Below are 16,662 nucleotides of genomic sequence, written 5' to 3'. Positions count from 1 at the left end.
ATCATCCCCCATTTTTAGTTAAAACGTGCTACCGTAACTGCGCCGTGAAGACCGCTAATCGCCGCATGGCTTCTTTAAGATCCGTCATAGAAGAAGCGTAGGATAGGCGCACATAGCCTTCACCGCCGGCACCAAAGCAGCTTCCCGGTGTAACACCCACCAAAGCTTCTTCCGCCAGCCTGGTCGCAAATGTGACGGAATCTAGACCGAACTCCGGGGGAATCTTCGCAAACGCATAGAAGGCCCCCGCCGGCATCATCGTCGCATAGCCTAGTCGATTGAGTTCGGGCACCACGTAGTCCCGCCGCTGCTGGTACGTTTGCCGCATCTGTTTTGAATCATCCAGTCCATGAGTCAATGCCTCTAATGCCGCATACTGAGCTGCATTAGAAGGACAAGTCACCACAAATCCGTGGAGCTTGCTGATGGTTGAGATCACCTCGGCCGGACCGGCAAAGTAGCCGATTCGATACCCTGTCATAGCGTGTGATTTGGATAAGCCATTGATCAAAATCGTCTGTTCCGGCAGAAGTTCCGCCATGGCCGTATGTGGGCGATCGTATGTGAGTTCCGCATAAATTTCGTCAGTAATCACGTACAACCCCTGACGCTTTACAACATCGGCCACATCTTGCAATTGCGCGCGGTCATAGGTGACGCCCGTGGGATTCCCCGGGAAGTTTAAAATCACGGCTTTGACCGTGTCCGCCCCTTCCCGGTCAAGAACTGCTTGCAAGTGGTCACCCGTCAGTCGAAACCCATCAGTCGTGGTATCGACCTGAATTGGGATTCCACCAAAGATTGCGATAACCGGCCAGTACAGTGCAAAGGTTGGGGTGGCCACCAAGACTTTATCACCCGGGTTGATCAACCCTCCCAGTACGCTAAAGATAGCCTCTGAAGCCCCGACCGTCGCCACGATTTCCGTATCAGCATTGTAGGCGACCCGAAAACGTTGCTGGAGATAGTGACTGATGGCCTGCCGTAGTTCTAGAATTCCTCGCTGATTCGTATAGTGTGACTTGTTGTCTTGAATGCTCCGCATGGCGGCATCCTTGACGTGTTCTGGAACATTAAAATCCGGCTCACCCAAGGTCAATTTGATAATTCCTGGAATCTGATCAAACTTCTGGGCGAAGGCACGAATCTGAGATGCACCCATCGCCTGAATTTTGTGATTAACGATTGTTTTAAGCCTAGCATCTAATTCTGGCAAACCGATTCCCCCTTAATCTTCTCGCCTTATAAGATATTTTCTAGCCCAATCACCAAGTCCTGTCGCTGCATGACCGCCGTAATCGCTAACTTCACTCCAGCCATAAACGACTGTCGGTCGGTCGTGCTCTGCTTGATAGTCAACGTCTCCCCGGGACCACCGAAGATAACCTCCTCGTCGGCCACAAAACCTGGCAACCGTACGGCGTGAATCTTGATGCCGTGGTAATCGCCACCACGGGTACCCAACAGATCTTGCTCTGACGATGGTTGCGGTTCGTCAGCTTGCTGAGCAGCATAGATCAATCGGGCCGTGTTCAGTGCCGTTCCAGAGGGTGCGTCGAGCTTGTCCTCGTGGTGATATTCTACGATTTCTGCGCGTTTGAGATAGGTCGCGGCCTGCTGAGCGAATTTCATCATGAGCACCGCTGTCACGCCAAAGTTTGGGGCGATGATGCCACCTAGTTGCCGGGCGTTAGCCGTGGCCTGCAACCGATGTTGCTGCTCAGCGGTTAATCCACTGGTGCCAATCACTGGGTGCATCCCCTGTGTAATCGCAAATTGTGCATTATTGGCGACCCCACCGGGTGTGCTGAAATCGAGCCACACGTCGGCTGGCGTAGTGATCTGCTGGAGATCATTGTAAATGCTGACCGCACCATCTAAGCCATAATCTGTGGCGCGGCGACTTGTGACGTGGGGATTGTAGGCCCCGGCCAACTGAAATTCCGGACTTGCTGTGATCAGCTGCACCGCCTTTTGTCCCATTGTACCGTTGAATCCCGCAATGATTACTGAGATCACGCCATCGCCCCCTTTAACGCTAAGGCGTGATACAATGCCGCCTTTTCTGCCGCATTCAGTGGCAGTACCGGTAGCCGGCACGTCCCCACATCGTAGCCTTGATCGTTGAGTAGTGCCTTGACCGGCGATGGCGACGGATACATGAAGAGGGCCGCCATCTTGGGGGTTAGTTCTCGCTGCAACGCGCCGGCCGTCCGGTAATCTCCCTTAGTCAATGCATCAAACATCTGTCTGATTTCGGTACCATAGAGATGGGCCGCCACGGAGATTACGCCACTGCCCCCCACAACCTTTGCGAAGAGGGCTTGACTGTCTTCTCCGCTGTACACCATGAAATCACTGGGAGCGTGTTCAACGATGTACTCAAAATCCGCCATGGTATGGCACTGCTTCACGCCGGCAATATTCGGATACTGGGCCAACTCAACAATAGTTTCTTTGGCCATCAGGACGCCAGTACGACCCGGAATGTTATACATCATGATGGGCAAAGAGGACGCATCGGCCACGGCTTTGAAATGGGCCTGCATCCCCCGCTGGTTAGGCTTGTTATAGTACGGCACTACAACCAAGGCCATGTCGATACCAGCAATCTGTGCCAACTTTTGGACAAAGTCTATCGTCCCAGCCGTATTGTTACTGCCAGCACCAGCAATGATCGGTACTCGACCGTTTACGATTTGCGCAAACCGCAGATAAAGTGTCAACTTTTCCGTTTCGCTCAACGTCGGCGTCTCGCCTGTCGTCCCGCCAATGACAAACCCCTTAGTTCCTGTATCCAGCAAATGATTCGTTAATTTTTCAAGCGCCGTGTAGTTAATTGCACGGCCATCATTCGTAAACGGCGTAATGATCGCCGTAATCAGATCAGCATTGGTAAACATCATCGCTCACTCCTTCACTGGGTCATTCGGTCACATAAGAATCCACGAATTGCGGTTACTCCTTTAAAAATCGAAGCTTCATTCGGTTGGAAATTAGCGGCGTGGAGCCCTCCTGGACTGTCGACGCCCAACCAAAACATGGTTCCCGGAATTTTGGCTAGTAGGTAACCAAAGTCCTCACCCGTCATTGCTGGTGGCGTTGTCTGAAAGTCAACGTCCGTGGCAGTCTGCATATACCGAATAAAATTAGTCGTCAACGTTGGATCATTTTCAACCGGATAGTAGCCGCCCTGATTAAAGCTCACATCGATTCGTGCCTGGTAGGTCAAGGCGACACCGGCCGCAATCTCACGCACCCGCTGTTGAATGAAGCTGATCATATCCTGCGTCAATCCACGAATCGTGCCCTCTAGCCGTGCCTCGCCGGCAATTACATTGCGAATGGTCCCGGCGGTAATTTTACCAATCGTCAACACACCACAGGCCGTGGGATCAACGTTACGTGCCACGATAGTCTGTAGTTGCATGACCAGACTCGCCGCAATCACGATGGCATCATTAGCCTTTTGGGGAAATGCCGCGTGGCCGCTCGTTCCGTGAATGATCAAGTTGACTTCACTTGTACCAGCGAAAAGTGTTCCTAACTGACAACCAATGGTCCCAGCCGGTAAATCTGGGTGGTCATGCAGGCCATAGAACTCATCGGGCCGAAATTTCCCGGTCAATAGCCCCCGATCATAAGCGAGTTTTCCCCCACTCTCACTTTCTTCCGCGGGTTGGAAAAAGAAGACTAGGTCGTCGCGCGGTTGCTGATCGGCAAAATAGCTGAGGAGCCCCAAGGCCACTGTCATGTGTACGTCATGACCACAAGCATGCATGATGCCCGGATGTGTCGACTGAAAAGCCAGGCCGTTATGTTCCGTGACCGGTAAGGCGTCGATATCCGTTCGATAGCCAATCGTTCGCTGGGGCTGACTTCCAGCAACTCGCACCAGTAACGCCGTGGGCAGGTCTGCCGAAGTCTTCACGGTCAGATAGGTCTGCGGTAACGCCGCAATCACTCGTTTCAAATAGGCCTGCGTCATTGTCTCCTGTAAAGCCAGTTCCGGAATCTGATGTAACTGCCGGCGAATCTGAATCAATTTGGCTTCCGTCAACATAGCTCACAACTCCCTCAGCTGGTCTTCAATGTGCGTCTTCGCCATAGTCTGTTGGTCCTTGACCTTGATGACCCGCGCCGGAACGCCAGCCACCACGGTCCCTGGCGCCACATTCTTTGTCACCACAGCCCCTGCACCGACAACTGCATCATCCCCGATTTGAACGCCTTCTAGAATAACTGCGTTGGCGCCGATTGTTACACGATTGCCGACGCAAACTGGTGTCGCCGAGGCTGGCTCAATGACACCCGCCAGCACGGCATTCGCACCGATATGGGACTCTTCACCCACCGTGGCTCTACCGCCCAGAACCGCGCCCATGTCGATCATGGTCCCAGCACCGACAACCGCACCGATGTTGAGGATGGCCCCCATCATGATAACGGCGTGGGCCCCGATTTCAACTTGGTCACGAATCATCGCCCCTGGTTCAATGCGGGCGTTAATGTTTTCCATATCAAGTAGTGGAACGGCTGAATTACGAGCCCCAACTTCCACCTCATATGTCTCTGCCGGTCGGTTGGCTAACAGCGGCGCAATCGCCTGGTAATCTCCAATCAGGATGGTTAACCCAGGCGTCGTAAAACACTTCACTCCAGTTGGAACCATTGCCGAATCAAGTGTGTCTTGCAGATAGACCTTAGCCGGTGTCGCCTTTTTGGCGGTGCCGATATACTGAATAATTTCCGTTGCTGTCATTTTCTGCATGTTCGTTTTCCCCCTCAATTATTCGTAGCGTGCATCCAACCGAACTAGGTCTGCATATGTCTCCCGCCGCACGACAACCTTAGCTAGACCATCCTCCACAAAAATGACGGCTGGGCGCGGATTACGATTATAGTTAGAGGCCATACTGTAGCCATAGGCCCCGGTGTCCAGCATGGCAATCAGGTCGCCCGGTTCACTCCGTGGTAATGCCAAATGATCGACCAAGACGTCGCCCGATTCGCAGTATTTTCCGGCAAGATGGACGGTCTCTTGGGTCGGCGCGTCCATTTTATTTGCCAAAACAGCAGCGTATTTTGCGTGATACAGAGCCGGTCGAATATTGTCGCCCATCCCGCCATCGACGCTGAGATACGGTGTCAAATTGGGGATGTCTTTACGCGAGCCCACCGAATAGAGATTGTAACCAGCGGGTCCAACGATGGCCCGACCTGGCTCAATCCAAATCTCTGGTAACGCCACCTGATGCTGGTCTGCTGCTTCTCGTAAGGCCATGGCGATGTGCTGGATGAAGTCAGCTGGTGTCAACGGGTCATCTGCCGCCGTGTAAGCGATACCGAAACCACCACCAAGATTTAAAATACCTGGCGTAAAGTCCAACTGATCTCGCCACTGCGCGGAAAGTGCCATTAACTTTTTGACCAGCAGCTCAAAGCCAGTTACACCAAAGATCTGTGACCCAATGTGCGCATGAATGCCAATGATAGTCATCTGTGGTATGGCTAGAACTTCTTGCACTGCCCGTGTTGCCTGGCCGGAATCCACGTCAAACCCGAATTTACTGTCGACCTGTCCCGTCTGGATATAGCGATGCGTGTGGGCGGTAATTCCTGGCGTTAGGCGCAACATCACATTGCAACTGGTTTTATGGGCCAGCAATACCCGTCTTAGCAGATCAATCTCGTGAAAATTGTCGAGAACGATGACACCAACGTGGTTTTCAACAGCCATTTCAAGCTCGGCCAACGACTTATTATTTCCGTGAAAACTAAGGTTGCTTGCCGGAAAACCGGCTTGCAACGCCGTATAAAGCTCGCCTCCAGAAACGACATCGGCGTGTAACCCTTCTTCGTCAATAACCTGATACATCGCCACCGCTGCGAAGGCCTTACTGGCATAACTGATTTGATATCGAAGACCACTATGTCTCAAAGCAGATTGGAATTCCTGAATCTGTTGACGAATAACGGCAACATCATAGACCACTAGAGGGGTCCCGTACGCCTGTACCAGCCGTGTGGCATCCACGCCACCCAACACCAAGTGACCTTGCTCATTTACCCGTAACGCTTGCTTATCCATTGGCCTCACACGTCCTTTCAATTCCACCTTATCAGCCAGATTAGACTAAAATATCGAAAATAACACACCTGTGCCCAGGCCTGACACCCTTTCGGCCCATGCGTCCTTACAACTGTAGTACGACCAGTTCAGCCACACGACCTTTGACTCTTCCCTAACAAAGTATCAAAAAAGATCTCTTTGCCTACAAACAAAGAGATCCCAGGACTTCACAGTCCGAATCGAATTCGTCGTAAGCACCCCGTAGCAGATATCTTGCTACGACAGTCCGTGACCTCTTAGATCAACGGCCCAGCTAACCAGTCGCTGAGTCAACTGGTGCTTCGGCAACCGCCCCTTTCCGCAAGCTCATCGTCCACTCAGGGACTCCCTTACGTACTACTGTTGGTTGCAACCTCTTAGATATTGACATCAGAGTAAGGCAATTCACCCAGAGCGTCAAGACATCGGTCGCGAATTCGCTGTGTTTTCTAACTTTACGAACTGAATTCAACTTTCATTGCTTGCTTTAATTTCGACAGATGCTAAAGTTGCCGTTAAAAATAACTGTAGCTTTTAAATATTTCTGAGGTGATATCTGTGAAAGTCGTTAAATTCGGCGGCAGCTCCCTAGCCACTGGTGAGCAAGTCGCCAAGGTTGTTTCAATTCTCAATGCTGACACGGAACGCCGGGTCATCGTCACGTCTGCTCCCGGTAAGCGCAATCCAACCGATATCAAGGTCACTGACCTCCTAATTCAATATGCCCAATGTGCCATAACCCATCAAGAAACCGCGCCCGTCGTCACGCAGATTCTTGCACGTTACCAGGCCATCAGCGACTATTTCGACCTCCCCAATGAGGTGATGATTGCCCTCACGAACCGCCTCCACAACATAGCCACAACAACGTTTGCGGACAACGCTCACCTACTAGCCACCTATAAAGCTCAAGGAGAATTGTTGAACGCCATCTTACTCGCCGCCATTTTGAATCAGCAAGGGGTTCCCGCAAAATTTGTAGACCCCCAGACGGTCGGTTTTCTCGTCGGTGGTGCCCCTGATGACGCTACCGTACTACCGATGACCTATGCCAATCTAGCACGTTGGACCCTACCAGATACTCGAATCGTCTTCCCCGGCTTTTTCGGTTATAACCAGACTGGTGACATCTGTACCTTTGCCCGGGGTGGCTCGGACATTACCGGAGCCATTCTCAGCCGTGGTCTCCGTGCCGATCTCTACGAGAACTTTACCGACGTCGATGCCATTTTTACGGTCGACACCCATATCGTGCCCCATCCTGCGATGATTACCAAGATGTCCTACCGTGAAATGCGCGAACTGTCTTACGCCGGCTTCTCGGTCTTTCAAGATGAGGCCATCATCCCCGCCATTCAGGGACAGATCCCAGTGAACGTAAAAAACACGAACAATCCGACCGCCCCGGGAACCCTGATCGTTCCAGAACAATTTCTTTTTAATCCCGCTAATCCCATCACGGGTATTGCATGTTCCGACCGATTTTCGGCGCTTTATCTCCACCGTTACCTGCTAAATAAAGAGGTTGGCTTCACCCTAAAATTGCTCGAGATCTTCCAGAAATATAACCTTTCCTATGAGCACATACCGTCTGGAATCGATGATCTCACCATTATTTTCGACCGTAGTAAGTTAGACGCGACAACCATCCACAGTCTCTGCCGCGATATCCGTACGACACTCCATCCGGACTATCTGGAGTGGATTGATGACTACGCAATCATCATGGTTGTTGGCGAAGGAATCGCCCACACGATTGACACCATGGGTAAAATCATTGACTCACTCACCCAAAATAACATTGCGATTCATATGATCAATCAGGGCGCCTCTCGTATCTCAATCATGATCGGAACCCAGCGCAAGGACGCGCCCGCCGCTGTTCGCCATATTTATGACACATTCTTTGTCAAAAGTGAGGTGTAGCCTATGCTGACTTTGATTAAAGCTCACGGCTCAGGAAACCAATTTTTCTTACTCGACCAGAACCAGCTCACACAACCACTGACCATCAATGCACTGACTCGGTTAGCTCGCCAGCTCTGTCATCCTCAGACTGGCCTACTGGGTGGTGCCGACGGTTTGCTCGTAATTGCCTCGTCGACAATCCCTGATTGTCTAGGTGCCATGCGCGTGTTCAACGCCGATGGTAGTGAAGCTAAAATGTGCGGTAATGGTCTTCGTACCGTCAGTCGTTATCTGGCAGAAAAAACAGGCAAATCACGCTTCCGCATTACTACCCTAGAGGCCAATCTCAACGTGACCCGGTCGGCAAACCTCGCGCCAAATGTACCGGCATTCAGCGTCCAAATCGCACCAATCTCAATGGCGGCTATGGACCTGCCCTTGGCCTACCACCAGTTACCGGAACTCTTAAATGTGCCCATTCCCGAATTCGCCGCTCACCAAACGTTTACGGCCATCGCCGTTCCCAATCCCCATTTGATTAGCTTTGTCGACCAGATTTCATTAGACACACTCGGTGAGTTGGGACAGCGCTTAAATGCCCCTAACTCCTATTTTCCAGAGGGCGTCAACGTGAGTTTTGCAAAGATTCTAGGTCCTAATCGCCTGTTCGTCCAGACATACGAACGTGGTGTGGGCTTCACTAATGCCTGTGGAACGGGGATGTCCGCAACTAGTCTAGCCTTTGCTATGCAACACCCAACGCAGTTCGACCCAACTAGCGATCTCACCGTCTTAAACCCTGGCGGATTAGTCAAAACACACGTTACGTTGGGCAAAACGGTGGCGACCAGTACGCTTCGGCTCATCGGTAACGCAACATTTACTGCTAAGGTTACTCTTACCGAAAAGGACCTGCGCACAGGAAGCTTCGCTCAAGCACACATCGATACGACTAACGAAGAGGCTGCTTATCAAACTTTTATCCACCATGCAAAACAAACCGTCCTGTAAGAGAGTGGGGCATAAGACGGTTAGTTTGCGAGCATTAACGTGATAGTGGAGATTATTGTCTGATTCTGACATATTTTTTGCTCTAGGGTTAAGCGCAACGAACTGTCTTATGTCCTACGTTTCAGCACCATAGTAGTGTAAATAAAAGTTGCTCCTTTCAAAATCATTAGATTCTGAAAGGAGCAACTTTTTGAGTTATGTCCCAGTCTCTTATTCAAGTTTATATGGCCAAAATGTGCGCAGACGGGCAACCGGTTCCACTTAAAACTAATAATTGAGGTTGAAAGTTTCAAAGCACTCATTATGCCTGTTATCACAGCGATATAGAGCCTAAAATTGGACAATACCAGCTTACTTCAGTCCTTATGCAACGACTTCCGCTTCGGACTGACCCACGTTCCCGATCCGAAACCAAGAATTGTCTTGAGTGCTGGAATAAAGGTCATGACCACCGTAACCGGATTAACCATCCAGTAGAACAGCATATATAACGGCGCAAAAATCAGGTACTTTAGTTTAGCTCCTCGATGGTCCAACAAAAGAGCCGCAATAAGCTGCATAAAGCCTGCAAACAGCTCGAAGGTCACAAAGATAAAGGAAATGACGATACCGTGAAAGACCCGTTCAAAATCCCCTGTAAAGAGGAAATACAGCATCATGGCAATAAAAGCAACTGAAGTGATCGTAAAGAAAAACGACCAGATGATGGACAACGTTGAGTCGATAAACATCGAAATCTGATAGCGGTGCTCGATGGGATGGCGGAAAAATTTTTTGATGTTGGTCAACCATACCTCAGTCCCACCCTGAGCCCAGCGTTTGCGCTGATGATACAAGTCCTTAATGGTTTCTGGCACGTTCATGTGGAAGATGACATTCGGGGCGAACCGTGGCACGGCCCCCAGCATCTGGTGATCCCAAGCAATACTGATATCTTCGGTTGCCCGGTTCTGCCGGAAACCACCAACATCGATCAAGAAATCCTTCTTGTACAACGTGTTGGCCCCACTGTAAGCGTACATTGAATCATTAATAGCAGTCTGGCTGCGCTTGATGACCCCCACAATACTTGAAAATTCGACTGTCTGCGATTTTCCTAAAAGCGTTGAGCGATTCTGAACGTCCATGTTCGCCGTTACAGCCGACGTGTTCATGTCCCGGTCGCGCATAAAAAAATTCATATACTTCATCAAGGCATCCGGTTCGGGAATTGTGTCAGCGTCATTGCTTAGAATGTACTCCCCTTTGGCAAAATACATGCCAATATTAAAGGCGTGGGCCTTCCCTTTGTTCTTGAGGATTTCGACGGTCCGTAACCGCGGATACTTTTCCTGCAGTCGCGTAATGATTTCTCCAGTCTTGTCGGTTGACCCATCATTCATGACTAAGACTTCATAATTGTCATAATTCAATTCTTCAAACAAATAGGTGATGGTCTCTTCAATCATGACTTCTTCGTTATGGGCTGGAATCATGATGGTAATCATCGGTTGCTTACTCGGAAGAATTGGCGACCAGTCGCCGTCTCGCTTATTGGTTTTTAAGAATCGATATGATAGCGCGCCGGCAAACCAGAAAAAGGACCCCACCACGGGATACAGGCAGAGAATTAACAGAAAAACGTTGAGAAGCGTTTGTCCCAGAGTTGCTTTTAAAATGCTATCGATAAAGATATTCCACACGAGCTGTTAATTCTCCTTCTTCACACCTACTGCCACGCTAGTCGTCCAGGTCGTTTAAATCATGTTTGGCATACAAATCATGAATTTGTTCCGTATCCAAGTTCTGTTCCGGCTTCACCTGATAGTGACGCACACTTTCTCGAAACTTCTGGTCACCGAACCGCTCCGTCATGAAACGCCCCAGCTCACTCTCTCGCTTCTGCTGATTGATGGGGTTAAAAGTTGGCCACTGTTCAACGACCCGGTCACGTTTGCGGTTCTGAATAATCGTCATCCCCACGGCAAATAAAGAGACCACAACAAATGAAAATAAGAGTAAAACACCGATAAACTTGATTTCAAAAATTCCCTCTTGATATGTCCAAATGTGGGGCACTCGCGGATCATAAGCCGACCAGAACGAGAGCACCGTGACGACAATGGGGACAATGACACATAGCCATCCGAAAATAGCGACCACCGTTTGCCAGATTTTTAATCCCCAATGGCCCTTCGCAAAATAATCATCGGTATATAGCTGTTGCCGTTCCTGTTCAGACTTTTCTGCTGCCTGCTGTGATTGTTGTGTCATTACGATTCCTCCCGGGGATTAATTGGACGACCAAAGTGATAGCCTTGTCGTACCCGAATTTTAAGTTGTTCGGCGAGTTTTTCATCTGCTTCATCTTCAATTCCCATCAGGATCAACTGAATGTGATTGTCTTGAGAAAGCTTGTTCCAAAATTGAAGATTCAAGTCAAGCCAAACAGACGGGTCTTCCTTACGAAAGCTCCGCATGGAACACTTCAACGAGTCAACTTGTGGTAATAACCATTCGATGTTTTTAAGATTACCGAGCGTGGAGCCCACGTTATCAACGTCAAACCTCATACCATATTGGCGAGCTTCTTTAATACGTTTGGTAAATAAGCGACGGTTGATTCGCCCATCAACGTGGTCTGCTGTATACTCGACGGCTAAATTCATCGGCGTAATCTTCGAAATGGCCCAGCGAACGAAATAATGAAAATCAGGACTGATGATTTGATCATACTCTAGATTAATGGATAAGGTAATCGGTTCCGTTGGTAGCGCCTTAAAGGTATCCTCCAGCAGAAAAATCACCCGCTGAAGGGGCAATGAATCGAGCTGCTGCGGCAGTGACCAAGAGCCATCAACATTGTGCTGTCGTAGCAAGCACTCATAGCCGGTGGTATTGCCCCGAAAATCGACTTGCTTTTGAATAAAGTAACGCAGCTCGAGCTCATGATTCTCTAAATAGTTATTGCTGCTCTTGCGCGAGTACCAGTAATAAATTGTGATGGTCCCCACAACAATGATTGCCATAATACCCGTCATCCACAAGAGAACCGCTTCAAGTTGTTCCAAGGACATTGCCAATCACTCCAGTCTGTAACCATGCCTACTTTTCACGTCGTTAATCGTCAAAAAAACACCAATAGGCCTAAGTCCCCCATTGGTGTCCACCGATTAACGATTTACTTATCAGCGCTTAAGAAATGGAACCGAGTAAGTTCCAGTGCTGAGTGTTCCATAATTAACTTCCCATGTTCGGCGAGCACATCGGCTGCCACCTTGCTACGGTCCGCATATTCATACGCTACCGCTAGTTCATCCTTGATGGACTCTTTAGACGATTCGTTAACGAAGAAAATTAATTCTAAGTAATAGTCCCCGTTGTATTGGTAGAGATTAGAGGCTGCGTTTTCAAGATGCAGAACACGCGCCAAACTAATCATATCCTCAAAGGAGTGGAGCTTGACCACGCGCGTCGTCGTTTGCTGACCATCGTCGTTCAAGTAGTCTTCAATGTCATTGGAGTCACTAGCCTGCGATTTGAAATTTGAGAAGAAATCTTTCTGATCATCTTTTTCCAACAAATGCTCCTTAATCTGATCCGACACTTGATCGGGGTGATCACTATCAACACTCGCGTCCGCACCGTTATCATCCGCTGCGTCATCCTCGTCTACGTTCTTACTAATAAATAATTCTAGACCATTACGATTTGGTAGAACCTGGAAGGTCACCGCATCATTGTCTTGGAATTGGTGATCAACATCGACCTCTTCTAGAATACTATAGAAAAAGCCTTCAATCTGTTTGTGGTTACCCAGTAGATCCAAAACAGTAATGCCGCGTTCGCTTAGATCATCGTTACCAATAACCACCCGAATCGTGTTTTCATTGATTCGTTCCATTTCCATGAATAACACCCCTTTCTCGTGGGTTTGGGTATTGTCCTTGATTTTCATTCTAGTCATTTTTTGTTACTTGTAAAGTAATCATAACAAAAAAACCGGACTGCAAGTAATATTTTCTCACAAATCCGGTCAGATGCAACTAATTAAGCTTATTAGATGCCATTTACCAGGCGCTGGGCCCGTTCTAATTCTAGCGCCCGAACCTCACGAGGTAGAAAACGGCGAATTTCTTCTTCATTAAAACCAACTTGGAGCCGTTTATCATCCACCATAATCGGTCGGCGTAGAATGCCGGGGTGTTGGCGAATCAGCTCATACAAGTCACGAAGCGGTAAATCGTCCAAATCAATCGTCAATTCTTGGTAGACGCGCGACCGGCGAGAAATAATCTCTTCCGTTCCGTTTTCCGTTAACCGTAGGATCGACTTAATTTCAGCTATAGTTAAGGGCTCGGAGAAGATATTCTGTTCCCGATACGCAATTCCGTGTTCTTCAAACCATAACCGAGCCTTACGACAAGACGTGCAACTGGGTGATGTATAGAGCATAACTGTCATCATCTTTTCCTCCCTCTCATTAGCAAACGATTAGACTATCATGGTCGACAACCGATGAACAACCTGAGTAGCCTGTACGGCATATAAATTATTTAATAATTATATTATACTATTTTTTCATAAAAATGGAAGTCTTTTTGTAATTTTAATTAATAAACAATATTATACTATCTGACTATTTAGCTGATAAATAGAGACATGTAGTAATCATTACGCCTAGAAAAAGATGATGGGCAATTAATTTAATTCGAATAAAAACAATTAGATATCATAAATAGATTGGGGCTTTACTACGGCAACATCGACTGTGGCTCCCGCCGCGACCTGAGCCTCTTGTCGCAATTGATCCAAGCTTCCAATTTGCGGCAGATGCGTCAATAGGAGTCGTTTAACCCCGGCTTGCTTGGCTAGCGTCCCTGCTTGAGTCGAGGTCAAATGCCAAGCAACTCCCTGATGATCGGCAAAGAAGTTTGTATCCGCTAAGAGCACGTCGACTCCGCGTGACCACTCAGCGATACCCTCGAAAGCCGCCGTATCAGCCGTGAAAGCTAACGTCGCCCCCGTCTTGACCTCGGTAATACGCGGTGCATAGGCCGGTACGGGATGATGGGTCGGCAGAAAATCAATTTTAAACGGTCCCAGTTCCAATGTTTGCGCTGGATTATAAGCTTCACCCACCGTGGCATTGGGCCAGGTCAAACTCCCAAAATTTAACGGGTCAGCCGTATGTCCATAGATTGGCAGTAGTGGCTCCGCCTTTTTTCCTGGTGCCAATTGCCAGAGATACTGCAAAACACCCACATCGGCCGTATGATCATGATGGTAGTGCGTTAACAGCACGGCGTTTAACTGTAACGGATTCAGCACCTTTTCAAGTGCCAATAAGGCTCCTGAACCACAATCTAATAGGAGATGGTAGTCTCCACTAGTTAATAAGTAGCTACTGGTTCCCACACCATTATGTGGATATCCCCCATAACACCCTAAAATTGTTAATTGCATTAAAAACACCCTTTCTCATTCGTCATATTCCAGTGTAGCGCGCAAAACACAGCGTGTAAACGGTTCGCTTTTTAATCAGAAACCCTTATAATGAAGGTAGTTATCTCCGACTGGATTAATTGCTAACTATTTTGACCAATTACCCAGTCTGTACGCATTCGTTAGGAGGGGTCAGCATGCTTCATAGATTATCTTTAACGTTCGGTACCCGGGATTTGCTAGCCAAAATCATTGCCCGCAACCCGCAACGCCAACTCATTCTCATGGAAAACGCTGGGGACGACGAAGGGCTACAACTTCTAGACGTCACCGATGAACCCACCATCTTTACTGGTGGCCTAGATTACCGGGTCCAGTTGCACCAGGGATCTCGTGACTGGTTGGGCTTCTTTAGCTTCGCCTACTTCACCTTTGACCATGACACCGCGACGGTGTTCGATGCCAAAATGAACCAGTTGGCCAGCAATGTTCTTCCAGCTGGCATGACAGCCATGTACGTCTTGACCAAAGAACATAACGTTGGTGAGTATGTCTTACTGACACAATGGGTCGACAGTGAGGCCTTCTCCCTCTGGCGGCATTCAGCATCATTTGTGCCTATCGACCAATATGCTACGAGTGCCAACCATTTCCACACGGCAAACTATCACCAGGTCAAGCCCGATGCACCAGACATCACAGCCTAAATTTAACCATTAGTGCTTGGGAGAAATCCCGAGCACTTTTCATTCACAAACAAATCGCAGTACAATAATCATATTCTATTTTTAGAAAGTAGGCGTAAAGTTGAGTCATTTTATCTCTAATGCAGCGACTGAAAAAATATCGCCCATGCTACCACTGACGCGCGATCAGAAACACTTGGTCGACCAAATTTTAGCCTTCACGACCGACCATGTCAACGAAACCGGCCCAGCTGTCTTTACGGTTTATGGTGACGCTGGAACTGGTAAAAGTGTGATTCTTGCTCACCTTTTTAATCAGTTGCAGACGGCAGCACGCACACAACCTAACAGTCCGTTAACTCAGACGACCAACTATTTTTTGGTCAACCATCCAGAAATTCTGAAGGTATATCGAGAAATTGCAGGTCAGGCACCTCACCTGTTAAAAAAAGACTTTCAACGACCGACTACGCTGATCAACCAGTTGGCAAAGGGACAAACCACAGCTGACGTTCTGGTCATTGACGAGGCCCATCTGTTGTTGTCTCAATCGGATCACTACAACAACTTCTATGGCGATAATCAATTGCGCTCACTGCTGACTGCCGCTAAGGTTATTATCCTAGTCTTTGATGAGACGCAAGTCCTACGAATGAAGAGTTATTGGACGGAAGAACGGCTAGAACGTCTGCTTATGCCTTATCCCCACCAACACGTGCGGTTGACCCATCAATTTCGAATGCAGGCTAGCGATGCGCTTGTCACCTGGATCAACGACTTTACTCACGGCCACGTGCACCACCTACCCAAGGACATTGGTACCCATTATGACCTGCGGATCTTTAATGATGCTGAGCAAATGCGCCAAACAATTGTCGCGAAGAACAATCAGGTTGGTCTTTCGCGAATCGTTTCAACTTCCGGCTATCCCTCCACACTGGATGGCGGTAAGCATTACATTACAGAAGGTCACTTCCATTTACCGTGGGATCAATACAACTACACCAGTACACCCTGGGCAGAACTTCCTCAAACAATTGATGAGGTCGGTTCCATCTATACCTGTCAGGGATTTGACCTCAACTATGTCGGCCTCATCCTAGGACCGCCGCTGACTCTCTCTCCACAAGATCAACTAGAAGTTCATCTAGATCGATATACAGATGTTGAAGCCTTCAAGCGCCGTGCTGACATCACAGACAAGCAAGAGCTCATAGCTGTCAAGAAACAACTCATTTTAAACGCCGTCAACGTCCTTATGAAACGCGGTGTCCAAGGTCTCTACATCTACGCTCATGATGCCCATCTCCGCCAGTTTTTAGGTGCCAAATAACAAATTAAAAATCATGACTTCTTGACGGTGGTCATGATTTTTTTAACCCACAACCATGCTTTCTATTGCTAAGCTAAGCAGTCATTGGTTCTATCTTTATCACGCTCCCCCGTAAGCACCCAATAACTGACCGTATTGAAATTTAGACCAAAAAAGAAGAATGGCGTCCTCGGGTTTTGAGGGCGCCA

16 protein-coding genes and 1 riboswitch are annotated in these 16,662 nt (G+C 48.6%); of the genes, 4 read left to right on the top strand and 12 right to left on the bottom strand.

Annotated elements, in window-relative coordinates:
• Positions 1–28: 28 nt before the first annotated feature.
• From EKM89_RS05670 to lysA, 6 genes are read right to left on the bottom strand one after another with little or no spacing between them, the layout of a single operon-like run.
• On the bottom strand, positions 29–1,216 hold the full coding sequence (locus EKM89_RS05670; RefSeq protein WP_125686533.1) for an aminotransferase class I/II-fold pyridoxal phosphate-dependent enzyme: 1,188 nt from the start codon (positions 1,214–1,216) through the stop codon (positions 29–31).
• A 26-nt stretch (positions 1,217–1,242) separates the two neighbouring features.
• Positions 1,243–2,019, bottom strand: a complete 777-nt coding sequence (gene dapB, locus EKM89_RS05665) for a 4-hydroxy-tetrahydrodipicolinate reductase (protein ID WP_125686530.1) — start codon at positions 2,017–2,019, stop codon at positions 1,243–1,245.
• The gene (dapA, locus tag EKM89_RS05660; protein ID WP_125686528.1) at positions 2,016–2,903 is read right to left on the bottom strand and encodes a 4-hydroxy-tetrahydrodipicolinate synthase; all 888 of its coding nucleotides are present in this window, start codon (positions 2,901–2,903) and stop codon (positions 2,016–2,018) included. The genes dapB and dapA overlap by 4 nt, the downstream gene beginning before the upstream one ends.
• Before the next feature lie 14 nt (positions 2,904–2,917).
• The gene (locus tag EKM89_RS05655) at positions 2,918–4,063 is read right to left on the bottom strand and encodes an N-acetyldiaminopimelate deacetylase (RefSeq protein ID WP_125686526.1); all 1,146 of its coding nucleotides are present in this window, start codon (positions 4,061–4,063) and stop codon (positions 2,918–2,920) included.
• 3 nt (positions 4,064–4,066) lie between these two features.
• Positions 4,067–4,771, bottom strand: a complete 705-nt coding sequence (gene dapD / locus EKM89_RS05650; protein WP_125686524.1) for a 2,3,4,5-tetrahydropyridine-2,6-dicarboxylate N-acetyltransferase — start codon at positions 4,769–4,771, stop codon at positions 4,067–4,069.
• A gap of 18 nt (positions 4,772–4,789) precedes the next feature.
• Entirely contained in the window at positions 4,790–6,091 is a 1,302-nt protein-coding gene (gene lysA, locus EKM89_RS05645) for a diaminopimelate decarboxylase (RefSeq protein ID WP_125686521.1), read from the bottom strand.
• Between the two features lie 226 nt (positions 6,092–6,317).
• Positions 6,318–6,499: riboswitch (Lysine riboswitch) on the bottom strand.
• 171 nt (positions 6,500–6,670) lie between these two features.
• Here lysA and EKM89_RS05640 point away from each other — a divergent pair.
• Together EKM89_RS05640 and dapF are read left to right on the top strand one after the other, a co-directional pair.
• On the top strand, positions 6,671–8,038 hold the full coding sequence (locus tag EKM89_RS05640; protein ID WP_125686519.1) for an aspartate kinase: 1,368 nt from the start codon (positions 6,671–6,673) through the stop codon (positions 8,036–8,038).
• Positions 8,039–8,041: 3 nt separating this feature from the next.
• Positions 8,042–9,031 (top strand): diaminopimelate epimerase, encoded by a 990-nt coding sequence (dapF, locus tag EKM89_RS05635; RefSeq protein ID WP_125686517.1) that lies wholly within the window; start codon positions 8,042–8,044, stop codon positions 9,029–9,031.
• 356 nt (positions 9,032–9,387) lie between these two features.
• On the opposite strand, the gene EKM89_RS05630 is transcribed toward dapF, so the two are convergent.
• The 6 genes from EKM89_RS05630 to EKM89_RS05605 all read right to left on the bottom strand — a co-directional run bounded on the left by EKM89_RS05630 (position 9,388) and on the right by EKM89_RS05605 (position 14,476).
• Entirely contained in the window at positions 9,388–10,713 is a 1,326-nt protein-coding gene (locus EKM89_RS05630) for a glycosyltransferase family 2 protein (RefSeq protein ID WP_125686515.1), read from the bottom strand.
• Positions 10,714–10,750: 37 nt separating this feature from the next.
• Complete coding sequence (locus EKM89_RS05625) at positions 10,751–11,284, bottom strand: hypothetical protein (protein ID WP_125686513.1); 534 nt, start codon at positions 11,282–11,284, stop codon at positions 10,751–10,753.
• On the bottom strand, positions 11,284–12,087 hold the full coding sequence (locus EKM89_RS05620; RefSeq protein ID WP_125686511.1) for an EAL domain-containing protein: 804 nt from the start codon (positions 12,085–12,087) through the stop codon (positions 11,284–11,286). Before EKM89_RS05620 ends, EKM89_RS05625 begins: the two co-directional genes overlap by 1 nt.
• A gap of 104 nt (positions 12,088–12,191) precedes the next feature.
• Positions 12,192–12,920, bottom strand: a complete 729-nt coding sequence (locus tag EKM89_RS05615; RefSeq protein WP_125686509.1) for an adaptor protein MecA — start codon at positions 12,918–12,920, stop codon at positions 12,192–12,194.
• Between the two features lie 149 nt (positions 12,921–13,069).
• Positions 13,070–13,474, bottom strand: a complete 405-nt coding sequence (spxA, locus tag EKM89_RS05610) for a transcriptional regulator SpxA (protein ID WP_125686507.1) — start codon at positions 13,472–13,474, stop codon at positions 13,070–13,072.
• A 261-nt stretch (positions 13,475–13,735) separates the two neighbouring features.
• A complete protein-coding gene (locus tag EKM89_RS05605; protein ID WP_125686505.1) occupies positions 13,736–14,476 on the bottom strand; it encodes an MBL fold metallo-hydrolase in 741 nt (246 codons plus the stop codon).
• A gap of 176 nt (positions 14,477–14,652) precedes the next feature.
• Between EKM89_RS05605 and EKM89_RS05600 the strand changes: the two genes are divergently transcribed.
• Entirely contained in the window at positions 14,653–15,162 is a 510-nt protein-coding gene (locus EKM89_RS05600; protein WP_125686503.1) for an antibiotic biosynthesis monooxygenase, read from the top strand.
• Between the two features lie 145 nt (positions 15,163–15,307).
• Positions 15,308–16,474, top strand: a complete 1,167-nt coding sequence (locus EKM89_RS05595) for a DUF2075 domain-containing protein (protein WP_164510518.1) — start codon at positions 15,308–15,310, stop codon at positions 16,472–16,474.
• Positions 16,475–16,662 lie beyond the last annotated feature (188 nt).

This window comes from Levilactobacillus fujinensis, assembly GCF_003946335.1.
Lineage (GTDB): Bacteria > Bacillota > Bacilli > Lactobacillales > Lactobacillaceae > Levilactobacillus > Levilactobacillus fujinensis.
This window is presented reverse-complemented; position numbering and strand designations above follow the sequence as displayed.